General features: G+C 45.3%; 16 protein-coding genes. 7 read left to right on the forward strand and 9 right to left on the reverse strand.

All coding sequences use genetic code 11. From position 1 onward, the window contains the following. Positions 1–10: 10 nt before the first annotated feature. From OCU30_RS14190 to OCU30_RS14225, 8 genes are all read right to left on the reverse strand, one after another. Positions 11–1,447, reverse strand: a complete 1,437-nt coding sequence (locus OCU30_RS14190) for an MFS transporter (RefSeq protein ID WP_077314405.1) — start codon at positions 1,445–1,447, stop codon at positions 11–13. Positions 1,448–1,625: 178 nt separating this feature from the next. Beyond that, on the reverse strand, positions 1,626–2,330 hold the full coding sequence (locus OCU30_RS14195) for an ABC transporter ATP-binding protein (protein ID WP_205408799.1): 705 nt from the start codon (positions 2,328–2,330) through the stop codon (positions 1,626–1,628). Then, positions 2,314–3,156: an ABC transporter ATP-binding protein gene (locus OCU30_RS14200; RefSeq protein WP_077314403.1), complete on the reverse strand. Its 843-nt coding sequence runs from the start codon at positions 3,154–3,156 to the stop codon at positions 2,314–2,316. The genes OCU30_RS14195 and OCU30_RS14200 overlap by 17 nt, the downstream gene beginning before the upstream one ends. Then, positions 3,146–4,003, reverse strand: a complete 858-nt coding sequence (locus tag OCU30_RS14205) for an ABC transporter permease (protein ID WP_077314402.1) — start codon at positions 4,001–4,003, stop codon at positions 3,146–3,148. Before OCU30_RS14205 ends, OCU30_RS14200 begins: the two co-directional genes overlap by 11 nt. After that, the gene (locus tag OCU30_RS14210; RefSeq protein ID WP_077314401.1) at positions 4,000–5,058 is read right to left on the reverse strand and encodes an ABC transporter permease; all 1,059 of its coding nucleotides are present in this window, start codon (positions 5,056–5,058) and stop codon (positions 4,000–4,002) included. Before OCU30_RS14210 ends, OCU30_RS14205 begins: the two co-directional genes overlap by 4 nt. Next, positions 5,058–6,641, reverse strand: coding sequence for an ABC transporter substrate-binding protein (locus OCU30_RS14215; RefSeq protein WP_077314400.1), 1,584 nt, complete (start codon positions 6,639–6,641; stop codon positions 5,058–5,060). The genes OCU30_RS14210 and OCU30_RS14215 overlap by 1 nt, the downstream gene beginning before the upstream one ends. 226 nt (positions 6,642–6,867) lie before the next feature. Continuing rightward, entirely contained in the window at positions 6,868–8,631 is a 1,764-nt protein-coding gene (locus OCU30_RS14220; protein ID WP_077314399.1) for an alkaline phosphatase D family protein, read from the reverse strand. 374 nt (positions 8,632–9,005) lie between these two features. Continuing rightward, the gene (locus OCU30_RS14225) at positions 9,006–9,569 is read right to left on the reverse strand and encodes a GNAT family N-acetyltransferase (RefSeq protein WP_159439131.1); all 564 of its coding nucleotides are present in this window, start codon (positions 9,567–9,569) and stop codon (positions 9,006–9,008) included. Between the two features lie 282 nt (positions 9,570–9,851). On the opposite strand from OCU30_RS14225, the gene OCU30_RS14230 reads away from it, so the two are divergent. The 7 genes from OCU30_RS14230 (at position 9,852) to OCU30_RS14260 (ending at position 18,029) form a co-directional block, all read left to right on the forward strand. Beyond that, on the forward strand, positions 9,852–10,277 hold the full coding sequence (locus OCU30_RS14230) for an MAPEG family protein (RefSeq protein ID WP_077314397.1): 426 nt from the start codon (positions 9,852–9,854) through the stop codon (positions 10,275–10,277). Positions 10,278–10,490: 213 nt separating this feature from the next. After that, entirely contained in the window at positions 10,491–11,540 is a 1,050-nt protein-coding gene (locus tag OCU30_RS14235; protein ID WP_077314396.1) for an NAD(P)-dependent alcohol dehydrogenase, read from the forward strand. Between the two features lie 128 nt (positions 11,541–11,668). Beyond that, positions 11,669–12,241, forward strand: coding sequence for a histidine phosphatase family protein (locus tag OCU30_RS14240; protein ID WP_077314395.1), 573 nt, complete (start codon positions 11,669–11,671; stop codon positions 12,239–12,241). A gap of 243 nt (positions 12,242–12,484) precedes the next feature. Next, positions 12,485–14,011, forward strand: a complete 1,527-nt coding sequence (gene nhaC, locus OCU30_RS14245; protein WP_077314394.1) for a Na+/H+ antiporter NhaC — start codon at positions 12,485–12,487, stop codon at positions 14,009–14,011. Positions 14,012–14,435: 424 nt separating this feature from the next. After that, complete coding sequence (locus OCU30_RS14250; RefSeq protein WP_077314393.1) at positions 14,436–15,827, forward strand: TldD/PmbA family protein; 1,392 nt, start codon at positions 14,436–14,438, stop codon at positions 15,825–15,827. Continuing rightward, the gene (locus tag OCU30_RS14255) at positions 15,824–17,161 is read left to right on the forward strand and encodes a TldD/PmbA family protein (RefSeq protein WP_077314392.1); all 1,338 of its coding nucleotides are present in this window, start codon (positions 15,824–15,826) and stop codon (positions 17,159–17,161) included. The genes OCU30_RS14250 and OCU30_RS14255 overlap by 4 nt, the downstream gene beginning before the upstream one ends. Positions 17,162–17,495: 334 nt before the next feature. After that, positions 17,496–18,029, forward strand: coding sequence for a GNAT family N-acetyltransferase (locus OCU30_RS14260; RefSeq protein WP_077314391.1), 534 nt, complete (start codon positions 17,496–17,498; stop codon positions 18,027–18,029). A gap of 86 nt (positions 18,030–18,115) precedes the next feature. Here the strand turns inward: OCU30_RS14260 and OCU30_RS14265 are convergent, their stop codons facing one another. After that, positions 18,116–19,540, reverse strand: a complete 1,425-nt coding sequence (locus OCU30_RS14265; protein WP_077314390.1) for an alanine/glycine:cation symporter family protein — start codon at positions 19,538–19,540, stop codon at positions 18,116–18,118. Positions 19,541–19,674: the final 134 nt, after the last annotated feature.

Consider the following 19,674-nt stretch of genomic DNA (forward strand, 5'->3'; position numbering starts at 1 on the left):
ACTTTTTCTTTTAGGCTTGAGTTGCTTTATTGATGCGCGTGGCGGCGTAAGCATGAATAAGCAGTAAGAGAGTAATAAATCCGGCAATCACTAATAAACCCGCTTTGAGCGCCACAAGGTGGTAATCGTTGTCGCTTGCCAAGTTTTGAATATAAAACGCGGCGCACAGCGCTGTGCCCAGAGCAATCGAAGTTTGTTGAATGGTGGTCATGAATGCACTTCCTACACCGGCAAATTGGGCGGGCATGTCTGATAAACCAATGCGTAGTGAGCTATTCACGCCAAATGCATTGCCGACACCGATTAACAGCATGGGCGCTAGCATAGTCAGCGGTGTAAGGTTATCGCTATTGGCCGACATTAAATAATACAACGCCACATAACCAATGAGATTGAGCACACAGCCGCAGGCGATAATGCCGGTATAACCAAACCGCGTCATACGTTTGACCAGTTTGCCCACATATAATGATCCCATAAAGTAGGCAGCACCTAAGCCAATGAAGGCGTTGCCTGAATCAAAAGAAGACAGGTGAAAGCCCGATTGCAATGTGAGGGCAACAACGAACATAAAGCCACCGTAAGAGGCGGTTTGCAGCATTAAGCTTGCACAACCAAGAATCACCTTCGGGCGTGTTAACAAAGTGGGTGGCATTAACGGCGTTTCTCCGCGAGATTCTTTACATCCTTCAATGCGCCACAATATCATCATTAATGGTACACATACCGCGAGCATCGCCCAAATCCATGTGTTCCAGTTATATTCAGGGCCTGCCGAAATCGACGTCAGAACCAGCGTGACAATCACGCCCAATAGCGCTGTTCCTGGCCAATCGATTGAAGGGCTTGAGGCTTCTTTAGTTTCGGGAATGTAGCGTTGTCCCCAATATAAGATGGCGGCGCAAATCGGTAGGTTGATATAAAACACACTGCGCCAGCCTAGGCCGAAAAGATCCGCTGATACCAGCCAACCGCCGAGAATTTGCCCGATGATAAAGGATAAGCCGCCGACCGAGCCGTAAATACCGATCGCTTTAGAGTGACGCTCGCCATGCAAGGTGACATGAATGGTGGCCAAGATTTGTGGCATCAATAGGGCCGCCGACATGCCTTGCAGAATACGCGCGCCGATCAGGGTATAAATATTTGGGGCTAAGCCGCAGAAAAACGAGGCGACGGCAAAACTGGCGATGCCTGATAAGAACAGTTTTTTCCGGCCGTAGCGATCGCCAAGGCGTCCGCTCATGGCTAAGCTCACCGCAAAAGCTAGCCCATACAATGAAACAATCAGTCCCAATTGCGTTTTATTGGCATGCAAGGAATCGCTGATGGCATCCAGTGCCACATTAACGATCGAAAAATCCATTTGTGGCATCAGTTGCCCTGCGACGAGGAGAATTAACCCTGCCGCAGTAAGATCCTTGGTGGTGTTATTACGTTGTGTCATTACTTTACCAAATACAGTACTTTACTAAATACAGTGGGATGTATTCGTGATGCTAGAAAATTAGAAGGCGCTAACGCTACCAGCTATTGTCATGAAAGGCTAGTCTGTCGCGGCTTGGTAGGAGAAATCGTAGCTAAAAATATAGCGGCTGATGAAAGCCGCTATACAAGGATGGCGCTTAACGTGGCAATGGCTGTGAGTAATCGACGAGGCGATCAATACGGCCGTCTTTCATAAATGCCGCGGAATCACACATATAATCAATGGTGTTTGGATCGTGACTGACCATGATCATGGTTAAACCATGAGTACTTTTTAGCTCATTGAGTAAGTTAAGAATCTCGGCTTGAACCGACATATCTAATGCAGAGGTAGGTTCATCAAGCAGCAATAGCTTTGGTTCGAGCAATAAGGCACGCACAATCGCGACGCGTTGGCGTTGTCCGCCAGAGAGTTGGTGTGGGTAGCGGCTCATCATATCGCTGGTTAGCCCGACTTGGCGAAAGCCTTCGGCAATTCTCTCCTCGACATCTTTAACGCCAAGGCGGCGCAATGGTTCGGCAAGGGTGCGTTTGAGACGATGCTTAGGGTGAAGTGAGGCATACGGGTCCTGGAACACCATTTGTACCGCTTGGCGTAACTCGCCGGTTAAGCCTTTTTGTGGCTGTAACGGAGTGTCGAGTAGAGTAATGTTGCCCGACCAATGCGGGTTTAAACCAGCTAGTACCCACAATAATGATGATTTACCACAACCCGATGGACCGACTAGACCAAAGCATTCACCTTCAGGAATATCCAAATTGATGTCATGAACAACAGTGTTGCTGTGATGGCCTTGTACGTGGCTGACCGAGACATTGTCTAATTTAAGCAGCGTCATCATTGTCCTCCAAAGCGGCGCGATCGAGTACCGGTAACGGCTCGCCACGTTTTGAATAGTGTGGCTGGCACGACCATAAAGTTTGTGTATAGGGATGGGTGGCATCCGCTAGTTCATTGGCTTGTAAGCGATCTAAGATCTTTCCTTGATACATCACCAGTACACGTTCACAGTATTGGGATACCTGTTGTAAGTCATGACTGATGAGTAATAGGCCCATATTACGCTCTTCTACCAATTTGGTAATGAGCGCCAAAACCTGATCGCGCATCGCATGGTCTAGCGCCGATGTTGGCTCATCAGCAATTAACAATTTAGGATCGTTAATCAAGGCGATAGCCAGCATAACGCGTTGCCCCATACCACCGGAAAGCTGGTGAGGATATTGACGACGTAATTGGCGAGGGTTTGGTAACCCAACGGCGTCCAGCATATGTTCGACTTTTTCAATGCGCGCTTTGCGGCTAAGTTTGGTATGCAGTTTGAGCGGTTCTTCGACTTGCATGCCAATGGTGCGCGCAGGGTTGAGCGCATATTTAGGATCTTGTAGAACCATCGCCACGTCACTACCACGCACTTGGCACCACTGTTTGGCAGACAGCTGCTGAATCGGCTTATCTAATAGTTCCAATGTATTGGCCGTGGCATGACAAGCATTAGGTAGTAGTCCCATGAGTGTGCGTGCGGTCAACGATTTGCCGGAGCCCGATTCGCCCACTAACGCGACGCGTTCGCGGCCCATTGAAAAGCTGAGATCGGACACGAGTGATTGTCCGTTGTCGAGTTGGATGGTTAATCCATCGACTGAGATTAGGGTATTATTTGGCATGACGGGGATCCATTTTGTCTCGTAGGCCATCGCCTAACAGGTTGAACGCCAGACTGGCAAATAAGATCGCGACACCGGGAACCGCGGCGACCCACCATTGATCGAAAATGACACGGCTGCCGCTAGCGACCATTGACCCCCATTCAGCGGCGGGTGGTTGAATGCCCATACCTAAGAATCCTAATCCGGCTGCCGACAGAATGATGCCGCCGAGGTTTAATGCCGCGCGCACGATAGCGCTCGGTAAGCACAGTGGCAGAATGTGGCCTGTGATTAACGCAAGGCCGCCGATGCCTTGCATTTTAGCGGCGGCAAGGTAATCACTACGGCGCAACGCCAACGTTTCGGTTCTTGCTTGCCGTGCAAATGAAGGCCAGCTTGTCAGTGCTAATGCCAAGGCACCATTCATCAGGCTTGGCCCCATAATAGAAACCAGTGCTAATGCAATCACTAGGCTAGGTAGTGACATCACAATATCGGTAAAGCGCATTAATAAGCGTTCGGTCCAACCGCCAAAGTAACCAGCACAAATACCGATGGCCAAACCAATAGGGACAGTGATAATAACAACTAAAGAGACCAAAATAAGCGTAGGTCGCGAGCCATATAAAACGCGGGCTAATAAATCACGCCCAAATCGGTCAGTGCCAAACCAATGTTCACTACTCGGCGCAGCAAGACGCTGCGCCATATTTTGCGCATTGGGATCAAAATGTGTGAGTAGTGGGGCGCCAATTGCGATGATCAATAACACCCCAACTAATACCAGCCCGATATTGAAAGTATTCAGCCAGTTTGGCCAATGAGAACGTTTCGGTTTGGTAACCGAGAGAGGAAGTTGCTTCATTTACGAGTCCTCGGGTCTACCCAACGGGTCAGCGCATCGGCTAAGGTATTGAGAGTCACAAAACAGGTACCAATTAAAAGAGTCGCACCCAATACCGCTGGGGTATCTGATGCAAACAAGGCGCTGGTTAAATAACGACCAAGCCCCGGCCACGCGAATACGGTTTCAGTGAGCACGGCACCTTCTAATAGGCTGGTGTAGCTGAGCGCTAAAATAGTGATTAACGTACCGAGCACATTTGGGAAAATATGTGACAATAAAATGCGGCCACGGGTGGCCCCTTTCGCCTGCGCTAAAGTGACATATTCTTTGTTGCTTTCTTCAAGCATAACCGCACGTAATAGGCGGGTAATCGAAGCCATTGATAGCAGGGCTAATACGGCAACAGGCAACCACAAGTGACCAATTGCATTCCAAATAATATCGCTATCACCGGTACGAAACGCATCAAACAACACAAAGCCGCTGTTGTATTCCATGGTGTAGGTATAGATATCATCCAAGCGACCAGGGCCTGCTGACCAACCTAACGTGGCATAAAATAGTAATAATCCTAGTAAGCCGAGCCAAAATACGGGGACAGAATAACCCAAGAGTGAAATAAACCGTGCCGTATGATCCAGCAGGCTTCCGGGTTTATAAACCGCTAATGAGGCGAGGGTAATACCGAGTAGTGCGCCAAAGAACATGGCTAATGTTGCTAGTTCAATTGTCGCGGGAAAGGCTTGTAATAAATCATGCACCACGGGCTGTTGGGTGATTTGTGATACGCCTAAATCGCCGTGTACCAACTGATTGATATACGAGAAAAATTGAATCGGCAGCGGTTTATCTAGCCCTAATTGCTCGCGTGCTTGTTGATAGGTCGCTTCACTGGCGTGATCGCCCACCATCTGCAACGCGGGATCGATCGGCGCTGAGCGAGACAAGATAAAGGTGAAGATCAGTAACCCAAATAGGGTAAACATTAAGGATAAAAACCCGCCAAGCAAAGGTTGCAGGCGGGTTATCCAAAACCGGCGCCATGCGCCGGTTGAAGAGGTCGTAGTACTCATTATTCTGCTTTTGATACGTCTTTATAGAAAACCATCTCTGGCGTAATTCCTTGCACATATCCTTGTACATTGTCGCGAATGGCAACGAGCTTTTTGTTTTGCAGACCGACGACAAATGGCGATGACTGACGGACTTTACGTTGCAGTTCTTGGTAGATCTCAGTACGTTTTTTACTGTCAGTTTCAGCGCGAGCGGCCAGCGTGAGTTTATTGAGCTCAGGTGTTTTCCAGTTGGCACGCCATGCCAGCGTTTTGCTGCCGTTCTCTGGATTGTACGCAAACGCAGATGCATTGGTATTCGGGTCGAAGTAATCTGGGCCCCAAGCGGTTAATGTCGCTTGGTATTTATGCGATTTCACATTAGTCGATACTTGGCTGCTGACCCCTGGGATCAGTTCCACATCAATCCCCGCGCGTTTGAAGCTTGCTTGCAACGCTTGCGCAATATCTAGGTATGGTGGTTGATTGGATACCGCTAATTTAAAGTGTGGGTTTTTAATGCCCGCCTCTTTTAGAATTTGCTGCGCTTTTTTCGGATCATAATGGAAAGGCTGATCGGTCAGTGCGCCATTAAAGCCCACTGGTAAGAAGCTTTGCTGAACGGCAAATTGACCTTTCATTAGATCTTGTGCCACGCCTTTGTAATCGAATGCGTAGCGGGCTGCTTTCCAGAAAGCCGGCTTGCCAAGGTCAGGGTTATTTTTATTCGCGGCGTTAAACATCAAGTAGTACAAAGATGCATACGGTAATTTGAGCGTTTTAACGCCTGGCTTATCTTGCAACGAGAAGAATTGATCCGTGCCTAGGTTACGTACTAAATCCGCATCGCCTTTTTCAAGTAGAAGCTGACGTGTTGCCGCATCCGGTACGTTTTTCAGTAATACGTATTTGAGTTTTGGTGCGCCAGCCGGAGAAGACTCGTTGGCTTCCATCATAAGAATTTGGTGCGGTACGTATTTGCGAATTTTGAATGGGCCGCTGCCTGCTGAGTGGCTGTTTAACCATTCGTGACCAAAGTCATTATTTTTCGCGTGCGGCGCAACGGTTTTTTCATCGATAATCGAAGCGGCAGGTGCCGATAGTAGGCTCAGTACGAAAGATGGACCCACATTCACATCCCAAGATACTTTCACTTGGTTGTCAGAGACTTTAGTGATGTGATCATCAACGTTATTCTTATCCCAGCCAAGCTGCGTCAATATAAAAGAAGGGGCGAGGTTAAGTTTAACGACGCGGCTTAAGCTGTAAATCACATCTTCTGGACGGACTGAGTTACCACTTGCAAACTGAGCGTCTTTTTTCAGGGTGAAAGTCAGGCTGTGTTGCTCTGCTTTCCAAGAGGCCGCCAGTGTCGGTTGCAACTCTTGTGGATTCTTGGGATTAGATTGCACTAAACGTTGGTACAAGTTGTTGAAACTTTGTACTGAAGAAAGCTCGAATCCTTGTGCTGGATCCAAACTAGTGACGTCATCCAATGATTGAGCAACGACAAGTGTGTTGTCCGGTGTTTTCGCGAATGCAGGTGCCGTTACGCCTAAACTAAGGAGTAAACTTGTGGCTAACAGAGTCTGTTTGACTTTCATGAGTGATCCCAATTGTTATTATATTATCTCTGTCCGATAGAGATAAATATCATGTTTCATTTTGTTGCTGATGAAATTATAGGAATCACTGTGTGAGGACAAGCGAGTTTTGGCGTGAGTGTTATAACAAAAAAGTATGACTTGTAGCTTTTGGTAATAATGAAATATTAAGCCATGGTAAAAACACCGAACATGCACGGTAGGCCTATTCGGTGTTTGATGAGGGTTAGGCGTTATCGATCATGATCGTCGGTTGCCCTATTTCGACGTGCGCCGCTGCGCGACGTTCAGAAAATTCACTGAAGGCGGGTGAGCTAATGGTATCGACAAAGTACCATGTTGCATCCGCGCGATCTGGGGTGACGGTAAGCAGTAAGTAGCCTCGATCGCGCATGTTTGCATATTGCAGCTGGCTAACCATATCGACGACCGCTTGTTCGTAAATAGCGGCATCTTGTGGTGCAAACCCGAGGTATTGCTCCATACCAGGAGAGCTGACCGAACTTGTGGCAAACTCGACCGCCACCGGATTACCATTCTCATCTGTCAGATTATTTGCCCAAGCATTGTGAGTATCGCCCGCCAATACAATCGCGTTCACGTTAAGATCGCGAATAGTTTCCAGGATCACTTCACGGTCGTAACCATAGCCATCCCATGCATCTAAGTTATAAGGGATGCTCGGTAGCTGTAGTAAGCGCATTATCTCAGGGGTGAGCTTATGGCGGTTCGCCGCGACTTGATCTCTTTCTTGCTGTGTTAGAGTCGAATCGTTATTGTCTACGCGCTGTGCGAGCGTGGCAAGCGTGCCAAGTTGTGAGTATTCGCTGATCGACAATTGCTGAGTGGCGATCGCGGCTGGCAGTAACATACGCCCCATCATGATTTGTTGACCAATCACTTGCCATTTACCTGTCGAGATCTGCAGTTGGTTTTGGAGCCACGCCATCTGCGTTTGACCTAAGATCGTGCGATTTTCGTCGTTAATCGCGGTATAAAGAGCATCGGTATCAATATTACCCGTACCATCAACAAACGCGCTATATTCATATTGTTTGTCGCGCGCCAGCAAGCGGGTATCAAGCATGTGTAAATCGAGCAAATCACCGAACTTAAAGCTACGATAAATATCCTCATGGTTACCTTCACTCCATGGGCGAATCGGAAGCCATTCGAAATACGCTTGAGTAGCGGCATCTTTACGTACGTCGAAATCGCCTTCGCCCTCATTATGGTTTTCTGCGCCATCTTTCCAAGTATCATTAGCGACTTCGTGATCGTCCCAAATGGCAATGAATGGCACTTTTGCATGAACATCTTGTAAGCTTGGATCGGTGTGATACTGCGCGTAACGTGTGCGATAATCACTGAGTGTGAATAGCTCTGTTGGTGGTAATACTTCGCGATCCATTTGCTTGGCATTATCACTTGCATAGTCGCCTCGTCCGTACTCGTAGATGTAGTCGCCCAAGTGTAATAGGGCATCGAGATCATCTTGTTGGGCAGCAAGCGCATATACATTGAAAAAGCCCGCTGGATAATTCGAACAAGAGACTACGGCCAGTTTTACGGATTCTACATGACCTGTGGGTAGTGTTTTAGTGGTACCAACTCGAGAGCGATTGTCATTGGTCATAAAGCGATAGTAATAGGTAGTGCCCGCGCTCAATCCAGTTGCATCTACCTTGACGGTATAATCACGCTCACTATTGGTAACGGTATCACCGGTGGTGACCATTTGCGTAAATTGTGGATCCAGTGCGACTTCCCAAGCCACCACCACATCTCCCTCACCTTGTGGGGTGACACGAGTCCATAAAATGACCGAATCTGTGAGCGGATCGCCACTGGCAATACCATGTTCAAAGCTTGCAGGTACGGTGTCGGTGGTATTGTGTTTACACCCCATGAGCCCGTACGACACCACGGCCGCTCCAAATCCTTTGGCAGATAATTCTAAAAAGCGACGTCGTGACAAAGTGTGTGTCATGTAGAACATTCCTTGTATGTAAAAAGCATAATGACAAATGATAAGAGCAGGTATTGTCGGAGGGGGACATGACGGTGGGGTTACAGCAAGATGAAACATTTTTAACTCATTGTTTATTATTATTTTTATTAGTAAATCCTCACGATTATTGCAGCATATTGAGCACCGCCTCTATTTTGGCTTGTGAGTGGTAGTGATTTTGCACGAGTTTGTCATAAAGCAGGCGGGGTAGCACGGTATGGATATGGCGGTATGTGTTGCCACACTCTCATGCAAGACGAATAGGCAACAAATTGGTAATCCTTAGGTGATATTGACTGATACAGAGCGATTAAGCCCAGGGAGAGTCTGCCATCAGAGGCAGACCCTAGGTGCTAGGTGCGTAAATCGTATTGATAAAAGACCAGATCTAACCATTGATCGAATTTTTGTGCGCAGCGCTGTATCTTGCCGCTATAGGTAAAACCAAGCTGTTCATGTAAACGCATGCTGGCTTGGTTATTACCATCGATTTCCGCCACTAAGGTAACAAAGCCGGTTTTTTCTGCTTCGGCGATTAATGCAGTAACAAGCTGTCTGCCTAGGCCTTTACCTTGTGATTTAGGATCGATATAGATACTGTGCATGCCAGTATAGCGATAAGCAGGATCCTGACGAAAAAACTCTAATGCGGCATAACCGATGATGTTGTTAGCTTCTTCATACACTAAAATTGGCATGCCTGACAGAGTTAAACTCTCAAACCAGTGCAGGCGCTGCTCAGCGGTATAGGGGTCACAATCATAAGTTGCTGTCGTATGTTCTATCGCATGATTATAAATACTGACGATGGAGGCAACATCGTTAGGTGTGGCATGTCTTATCAATTCTATTCCCTCAAATTGATGATTTTTCTCTAAGTCATTGATCAATTCTTCGACGCCAGCGCATGTAATCACTCGCGTCTGTGTAATTTTTGATGATTAAACCAAGGATTACGCCAGAAGAGCGCTATATAACCATGACTAATAAAGCGGTGCAACTGTAAATTGATGCGATGTAATGCGATAAAAACGCAGATTGAATCAAGTAATATATTATACAACAAGGAAATTTGTATAACTAAGGTGTATGCTTATTTTATACAACAGGTTGTATTTTAGTATTTGTATCGATAAAGCGTAGCGTTTGATGATACGCAGCGTGGATCATAGTTATCACTAGCACTTAAAGGAGTACCAATGAACACCTTATTGAATGACTACCATACATCGTTGCTTGGACTTTGGGTGGTTCTTGCTACTTGGATTGTCCAATGGGCCGTCGCGACAATGGCTAAGGGCGCTCAAAAAGATGCCGTTCCCGGAAAAATAGATAATGACCTAAGTCATGATTCTTTTATATTTCGCTCCCATCGTACTTTCATGAATTCGTTAGAAAATGTACCAGTGATGCTCGGACTGTCGTTACTGGCGATATTAGCTGGAGCCAACCCTTATTGGTGTGGTATTTGGATTTGTGTGTTTGCGGTTGCGCGTCTTTTCCATATGGGATTGTATTATGCGATTGCGACAGAAAAAAACCCAAGTCCGCGTTCTTATTTCTTCTTGGTTGGTGTGGTTGCGATGATCGCGATGTTAGTGTTGACGGGCAGTACGTTAATCTAACCAAAATGCACAAATTGGATAAATAGGCATAAAAAAGTGTTATAACATCACATATTTGTGTTTTTTTTCTGTTAATTATATTGATTTGTGCAGTTTTGTGCATGTTACGCGGACGATCAGGCAAGACGTTTTTACAATAAGTAAGGTAGGCTAACCTCCTAGCTTAATAAGTAGCTGGCTTTATCATTTTAAAAGAAATAAGGATAGATGTTTATGAAAACAGTAGGGTATGCCGCGCATTCAGCAGATTCGGAGCTCGTTCCTTATCACTTTGAACGACGTGAACTACGTGCTAATGATGTAGCAATCGAAATTACTTATTGCGGTGTTTGTCACTCAGACTTGCACACCGTAAACGGTGACTGGGGATCTCAGCCTTATCCATTAGTGCCGGGCCATGAAATTGTTGGTATCGTGAAATCTATCGGTACTGGAGTTAACAATTACAAAGTGGGTGACCATGTTGCCGTCGGTTGTATGGTCGATAGCTGCCAAGAGTGTGACCAATGCCACCATGGTGAAGAGCAATACTGCCGTAATGGCCTAACGGGTACCTATGGCTCGCCTGATCGTATTGATGGTACCACCACACAAGGCGGTTACTCTAAACACATCGTTGTACGCGAAGAGTTCGTTCTGCGTATTCCTGAAAAAATGGATACTTCACGCGCAGCGCCAATTCTATGTGCAGGTATTACGACCTTCTCTCCATTACGTGAGTGGAATGTAAAACCAGGTTCTCGTGTTGGTGTCATTGGTCTTGGTGGTCTTGGTCATATGGCCGTGAAGCTGGCGGTTGCTATGGGCGCAGAAGTGACGGTTATTAGCCGCTCTAAACGCAAAGAAGCAGAAGCTCAACAGTTGGGCGCGAAAGGCATTTTAGCGTCGTCTGATGAAGATGAGCTTACCGCATCGGCTAATGCATTTGATTTGATTATTGATACTGTGCCGAAAAAACACGATCTTAACCCATACATGCCGCTACTTGATGTGGATGGTACCTTGGTCATTGTTGGTCAAATCGGCCCGCTTGAAGAAGTCATGACGTACCCAATGGTATTGGGCCGCCGCCGTATTGCCGGTTCATTGATTGGTGGTATCGAACAAACTCAAGAAGTGCTTGATTTCTGTGCAGAACATAACGTTTACCCAGAATGTGAATTGATCGAAATTGACCAAATTAATGGTGCGTTTGAGCGTTTAGCTGAAGGTGATTTATCTCACCGCTTCGTGATTGACATGAAATCACTTGATGCGGATTAATGAGCACGAGTAAGCTAAGGTGTTTACTCGCTGATTACATCTAAATGCTTTAATATAAACACACATCGTCGTCACGATGTGTGTTTTTTTATGCGTGGTATTATTTGTTTATAGGGAAAAAAGACGTTATGGCAGCAACTTTTTATTTAATGCGTCACGGGCAAACCTTGTTTAATCAACGGCGAAAAATTCAAGGGTGGTGTGACTCACCACTCACAGAAACAGGCATTGCCCAAGCGACTATGGCCGCGCAATTTTTTGATAATGTGGCCTTGGATTATTTATACAGTTCTTCGTCTGAGCGGGCGTGCGATACTGCCGAAATCGCGACTCATGGTCGCTTGCCATATCAGCGCTTAAAAGGTTTAAAAGAAATAAATTTTGGTGTGTATGAATCGGAAAGTGAAGACCTGCATCCAAACTATGACATGCGTGAAGATTACTATCTGCAATTTGGTGGGGAGTCAAAACCACAAGTTCGTCAGCGCATGGTGGAAACATGCACATCGATCATGCAATCACCCGATCATAACACCGTATTAGCCGTGTCGCATTCAGGCTCATGTAAACAATTTTTGATGCACTGGCATGATAATCATGCAGAGGTATTAAAAAACGGCATTCCTAACTGTGCCATATTTGAATATCGTTACGATAACGGTGTATTTACATTTGTACAGATGATTGATGTTACAAGGTAACATCTGATGTCATTGAGTGGTTTTGAGTGCTATAAAATCAGGACTATTTTAGGCGGTTGATTTTTATCGATATGTCGCAGATAGAACCATGTAAAGCGGTTTGATGAAACTTTGTGAATTAGAATGTTCTACTCTTGTTTAGGTTGGCGTTTGATCTCAGTAATAGACGGCGTTTTTGCTGCTATCTCGAGTGATAACGCTTATTAAGGTCTCAGGATGAGACATTCTACGCAAGGAGGCTGCATGTCTACACATTCACACGAACAAATAGAAAAGCCGGGATTATTCCTCGCTATCTTACCGATAGCACTGACTATCGGCATGTTAGGTATTCAACTGTTTTACTTTGGTGATTTTACTCCTCATACGCCACTGGCCATTGGGATTGTGCTCACTTGTGCGATTGCATGGTGTCGTGGGTATCGCTGGAAAACCATGGAAAAAGGGTTATTCCATGTTATTCAAGTAGCGACTTCGGCGATTATTATCATGTTGATCATTGGTATGATCATTGGAAGTTGGATTGCCAGCGGTACAGTGCCGATGATGATCTATTACGGTTTTCAGATCCTTACGCCTCAGACCTTCTTAGCAGCGGCAATGATTTTATGTGCAATCATCTCAGTCTCACTGGGGACTTCGTGGACAACGACAGCTACCGTTGGTCTTGCATTGATGGGCGTTGGGGAAGGTTTTGGTATTCCAGCCTATTGGACCGCTGGAGCCGTTGTATCTGGCGCGTTTTTTGGCGATAAAATGTCACCACTGTCTGATACCACCAATTTAGCGCCTGCTGTCACCGGGACTAACTTGTTCGCGCACATTCGTAACATGTTGCCAACGACGGTACCCGCACTATGTATTGCGCTTATCGTCTACGTCTTTGTTGGGTTTAATATGATTGATGCCACCCAGGTCGATCAGATAAAAATCCAAGCAATGACACAAGCATTGAGTCAGCACTTTACATTCAATTGGTGGGTATTAACGCCTGCGATTGTCGTGTTTACATTAGCGATTCTAAAAATGCCAGCGATTCCTAGTTTAATGGCCAGCGTATTGTTTAGCTTAGGTATTGCTATATTTGTACAGGGTGTTCCACTGCATGATGCGCTCAGTTTTTTACAAAATGGTTTTAGCATTGAAACGGGGAATAGCAATGCGGATGCGCTATTGAACCGAGGGGGAATTCAATCGATGGCTTGGATTTTAACCTTGGTATTAATCGCTCTGGCGTTAGGCGGTGTATTAGAACAAACGCGCTGTTTAGAAACCATTGTGATGAGCATTATGAGCCGAGTACGCACCATTTTTGGCCTTCAAGTCGCGTCAACGTTAACCGCCGCTGGCACAAACCTTGTCGCGGGTGACCCATATTTATCCATTGCGTTGCCAGGACGTATGTATAGCCAAGCATATCGCGGTATGGGCTATTCTACCTTATGTTTATCGCGTTCTGTAGAAGAAGGGGGCACATTATTATCACCTCTGATTCCTTGGAACGCCGGTGGTGCGTTAGTCATCCAGTCTCTTGGGCTAGGGATTGCTGACGGCAATACTGAGAATTTACTGTATATCTTCTGCGCCGTGGCGTGCTGGATGTCACCGGTCATTGGGATTGGGTATGCCTATTTTGGTAAATTTTGCCCGAAAGCAACCGAAGAAGAGAAACAACAATGGATTGATAACAACGAGCTTATTATGGTAATCCCGAATAAAACATCATCTGCATCGCAAGCTACCGTAAGTTCATCACCACTGACGAGTTAGTCTCGCGTTATGATGATACCCCCAATGACTTGCCTGTGTGGTAAGTCATTGGGGGATAATAAATCGGTTTACTCATCTACTATACCCCAAGTTCTCTGAAGTCACTTTGTTGGCAAGCCGTGTCGATGAACGATGTCGATACGATCGTTTTATGCGGCATTATTGTTTACTTTCTTATCTGACTACTTCATGTCATTTCCCTTTGCTAAAAATGTCACGAGTCTTGGTATTTTTCTCAATATTGTTCGTATTTTTAACTGACTATTTTGTAATTAAAATAAAATTTATTTGTGCAGTGTTAATGAAGTTATTGCCATTACTCTTAATTTATATGCAATATTAAGCTTATGATCGGACTGAGTATGATAATGTAAAAATCGATAAACTGTGTTTCGTTTACGTATGAATTAGACAAGGAGATGTCATGCTAGATTCAGGGGTCGCGAAATCCGTGATCGACCACGCTCTATTTTTAGGCGCTGATTTTGCTGAGTTGTTTGCAGAAAATCGGTATAGCAATACGATTGAATTATCATCCTCAGAGGTATCTGATATCTCTGATGATATCAGCAGTGGTGTGGGGGTACGTTTATTTTACGGCCATAACGTTTTGTATGGTTTTACTTATAGCAAGGATGAAGCGGATTTAAAAAAAGTCATCGATGTTCTTACAGAGCGGAGCAAAGGTGCGCAAATCATTCATTCTGCTGCCTTTAATCCTGTTGCATATATCAATCAGCATCCTTGCCAACGGCCGTTGCGAGGCTCTTCTTATTTATCTGAGAAAGTGTCATTTTTAAATGATATGGACGCGGCGGTTCGCTCATACAGCCCTTTGATTAACCAATTTATCGGACGGGTTAATCAAGTGGATCAGCATGTCATGATTTACAACTCTGAAGGACTACAGATAGAAGACACTCGGCATTGGTGTTATATGGATATTATAGCGATTGCCGAGAAAAATGGGCAACAAACCAATGGTATACAAATGCCGGGAGCATTGTCTGGCTGGGAATTTGTCGATGCCATCAATGAGCGTAAATTAGCGCAAGATGTGGCGGAAAGTGCCGTGCGTAAATTGGATGCCGCAGTCTGCCCATCAGGAGAGCTACCGGTTGTGATTGGTAATGGGTTTGGCGGAGTGATTTTCCATGAAGCTTGTGGTCACTTATTAGAAACGACATCGGTTGAAAAGCAAGCGTCGGTATTCCATGACCAAATGGGTGAACTCATTGCTAACTCTGTTGTTAATGCTGTCGATGATGGCACCATCGCTAATCAATGGGGGTCGCTGAACATTGATGATGAAGGGATGCCAGTGCAACGTACTCAATTGATCAAAGACGGACGATTGACTGGGTTTATGGTCGATAAAATGGGCAGCATAAAAACCGGCTACGAACGTACTGGCTCTGGCCGACGAGAAAGCTATCGCTATGCGCCTGCATCTCGTATGCGTAATACTTACATTGAAGCGGGTGATTCTTCATTTGAAGATATGATAGGCAGTATTGACTACGGGATTTATGCCGCGCAAATGGGAGGAGGCTCTGTACAACCGGGAACTGGCGAATTTAACTTTGCAGTGAACGATGCGTTTTTAATTGAAAACGGCAAGATCACCAAGCCGTTAAAATCGGCGACTTTGATTGGGACAGGCCCCAAAGTTTTGCAAGATATTAGCATGGTAGGTAATGACCTATCGCTAGCTGGTGGCGGATGGTGTGGTTCAATCAGTGGCGCGGTACCAACGTCTATTGGGCAGCCGAGCTTAAAAGTCGATCGCATCGTTGTGGGAGGAGGTAACGAATGAACCAACAAGATATAAACAATCAAGCGATTGATGTGTTATTGGAAGAGGCCAGTCGCCAAGGCGCAGAAGCAGATGTGGTTATTCGTACTAGCGACTCTTTGGGTTTAAGTACTTATCAAGGAAATGTGGATCGCTACGAAGTCGCCAATGAGCGTGAAATCGGTATTCGTATTATCAAAGATCAAAAAGTTGCGACGGGCTGTTCTGAATCGTTTGAATCGAGCGATCTTAAACACATGGTCAAGAGCCTTATCGACAGTTTGCCTTACACTAAAACCTCTCAGCATCAACGTATTGTTTGTGCAGAGAACGATATTAATGATGCTGATGATAGTATCAACCAAGTTGATGATGTTTCTGTCGAACAAAAAGTGAATATGGTCTTATCGGTTGAAGATGCTCTACGCCAGCAGCGCTATGTCGATAACGTGACAGAAAACGAGTATTTTGAAACAAATAGCCTGATGGTGGTGGCCAATACGCTAGGCACTCACTGTCAACACAAAGAGCGGAGATTGGGATGTAATTCAGAGGTATTATGTGTCAATAATGACAAGCAATCGATGCATCATAGCCTGTCGTTAGCCCGCTGTTTCGATGATATCGATACAGAATTTGTTATTCGTCACAGTACTGAAATAGCGCGTGAGCTACTGGGTGGAGCACCGGTAGCGACAGGGCATTATGCGGTCATTTTTTCAGTCGATGAACTCTATAATGTTTTCTCGGCATTTTGTGTAGCATTCTCAGGCAAGGCAGCGATGCAAGGTATTACGCCGTTGGCCGACAAACTGGGTACTAGTGTTGCCTATGGCGGTTTTACGTTGCGTGATGTTCCTTTTCAGCCGCAGGGAATGCGTATTAAAGCATTTGATAGCGAAGGTTTCGCTACGCAAAATACCACAATGATCCAAAATGGCGAATTACGCTCGCTATTGCATAATAGTGAAACCGCGAGCTACTTTAATACGCAGACAACGGGAAATGCGGCGCGTATGGCAGCATTGGACGTGGGTCATTTGCATACCGTAGTGGATGTCGGCCATCATACCGTGGATGATGTTCAGTCTGGAGAATATTTAGAGTTAGTGGCGTTGCAAGGAATACACTCAGGCGCCGATGTAATCACAGGCGACTTCTCTTTTGGAGCGAGTGGTTTCTTGTGTCGTGATGGCCAGCGTATACAGCCAGTTCGAGGTATTACCGTTGCTGGTAATTTTTATTCGATGCTCAAAGAGATTGAAGCGATTGGTCAGGTGCTGGAATCGAATATGTTTCAGTCATTCTATGCGCCTAAAATCCGCTTTGCACGCTTAAGTGTTGGCGGAAAATAACAGCGATATAGACGTTATCGCACTATTAAGCTAAGCCGTTACTCGTGTAGCGGTTTTTTATTGTCTGCCTGACAAACTCCTCTGAGCTATTCTTGAGAACAATAGATGTTTGTCATCTCACCTTGGGACATCAATACGCCTTTACCGCTGCTTGCGATTATTTTATGTGTATTGAACTAATAGATATTATTGTTATTATATCATAGGGTTATATTGAAATTCTGTAATTGTTACAGGTCAAAAGGCAATATATATTATGCGGTTTATCGAGGGCAGGCACACCTCTGATGGCGTGTTGGAAGAGATTAGTCAGTAAAATAAAAAGGAATGAGGCATGTTTACAAAAACAGTGGATGACGAGATTCAATTGGCGTTAATACAGCCGAGTTTTGCCCGTGATATATTCGCTATCGTTGAACAAGAAAGAGAATACTTGGGAAAGTGGTTGGTATTTCCTCACCGTGCCACAGATGAAGCATTTTTCAAAACCTTCGCACGCCAGTCTTTGCATGATTATGCCGACGATAAATCGTTGACATGCAGTATTTTTTACCAAAAAACGTTAGTGGGAAATATCAGCTTTAATCATATTGACCATGAAACGGGGGTTGGAGAAGTTGGCTACTGGTTACGTGAAAGCATGCAAGGTAAAGGGATTATAACGCGTAGCGTGCAAGCCCTGATTCAATATGGATTTGATGAACTGAACTTACAAAAAATCGTAATATCCGCGGCGGTTAACAATACAAAAAGTCGTAGCGTCTGTGAACGCTTAGGTATGAATTTAGAAGGCGTGATTACACGCAGTGAAAACCTAAATGGGGCTATTTTAGATCATGCTATTTATGGGCTGTTGAAGACGGATTAATACCTTTTGTTGAGGTAGATATTAAGCGGCGAGCGAAAAAAAACCAGTCAGTTACTGACTGGTTTTTTATTAACTAAACTTAAGATTTATTTAGATTTTGGGGTTACCCATGCATCACGGTCAATGTCCAAATCTGGGAATTCGTTTGGATTAAAGACTGGCTCTTCAACACCTTTGCTCAGCTGCTTACGGTAATCTTGAAGCATACGCATTGCAGTCGGGAATAGCATAATCAACGCAAGTAAGTTGATGATAGCCAATACGCCCATTAGTGGATCTGAGAAGAAGAATACCGATGTTGCGCCAGGGGCAATCGCGCCAATGAAGACAATCGCGACCACAGCAATACGCAAAACATGAACATAAGCTTTGTTTTTTGTCATAAAGCTCAATGCGTTTTCACCCAAGTAGTAGTTGTATACTACAGAGCTGAATGAGAACAACAAGATCGCAGCTGTTAAGTAATATTTCGCCCAAACACCCAAGTGAGAGACGAGAGATTGCTGTGTTAGAACCACACCATCGATGTTTTGTGCACCAGGAACGTAAACGGTACCCAGTAAGATGATCATCGCCGTACAAGTACAGACAACCATAGTGTCAATGAATACCGACAGTGATTGTGAAATACCTTGACTGATCGGGTGAGGAACGTCCGCGGTTGCGGCAACGTTTGGTGCTGAGCCCAGACCTGCTTCGTTCGAAAATAGACCACGACGTAGGCCTTGAGCAATCGCAGCGCCCATACCGCCACTCACGGCTTCTTCAAATCCGAAGGCATTTTTGAAAATGCTCGCCAATACTTCGGGAACGTGACCAATGTTCATAATAATGACAAGAGCTGCAAGTAGAACATAACCCACTGCCATGATAGGTACTACGACGTCGGCAACTTTGGCAATACGCTTAATACCACCATAGATGATGTAAGCAACCACAATCGCAAGGAAGAACGCAGTGTATTCACGGCCAATACCCATACTATCTTGGATGGCGCCAGCAACGGTGTTGCCTTGGAATGCGTTAAAACCTAGGGCGAAAGAAGCGATCAAACAGACTGCATATGCAATCGCTAACCAACGATAGTTGTTACCTAAACCATGGATAATAGAGAACGCAGCGCCGCCACGGAAATCTTTACCATCTTTGCGTTTGTACAACTGAGCAAGAGTACACTCGACCAAGCTTGTTGCCATACCAACTAGTGCGATCGCCCACATCCAGAATACAGCACCAGGACCTCCTAGTGTGATTGCTACTGCAACACCTGCGATGTTACCACCGCCCACACGTCCACCGATAGAAAGCAACAACGCTTCACGACCGGAAATAGAGTCTTTTCCTTTTTTGCTCTTTTGCGATAGAACATTAAACATGCGTTTAAAAAAGCGGAACTGTACGAAGTTTGTCACAATCGTAAAGAACACACCGAAAATTACTAGAAATGGTATTAGTGATGCGCCCCAAGTTAGGTCACCGACTAACCCAAAGAAGGATTTTAAAAATTCCATTTGGTCTCCTCAAATTTATAAAAACTGTTTATGCCATATCAAATACGGTTAGTGGGTATTGATATTATCCTGCAGTTATCTCTTATCTAATCGACTGATATAAAACAAAAACTCACAATGTAACGTTTTGTTTC

The organism is Vibrio palustris (assembly GCF_024346995.1).
GTDB classification, from domain to species: domain Bacteria; phylum Pseudomonadota; class Gammaproteobacteria; order Enterobacterales; family Vibrionaceae; genus Vibrio; species Vibrio palustris.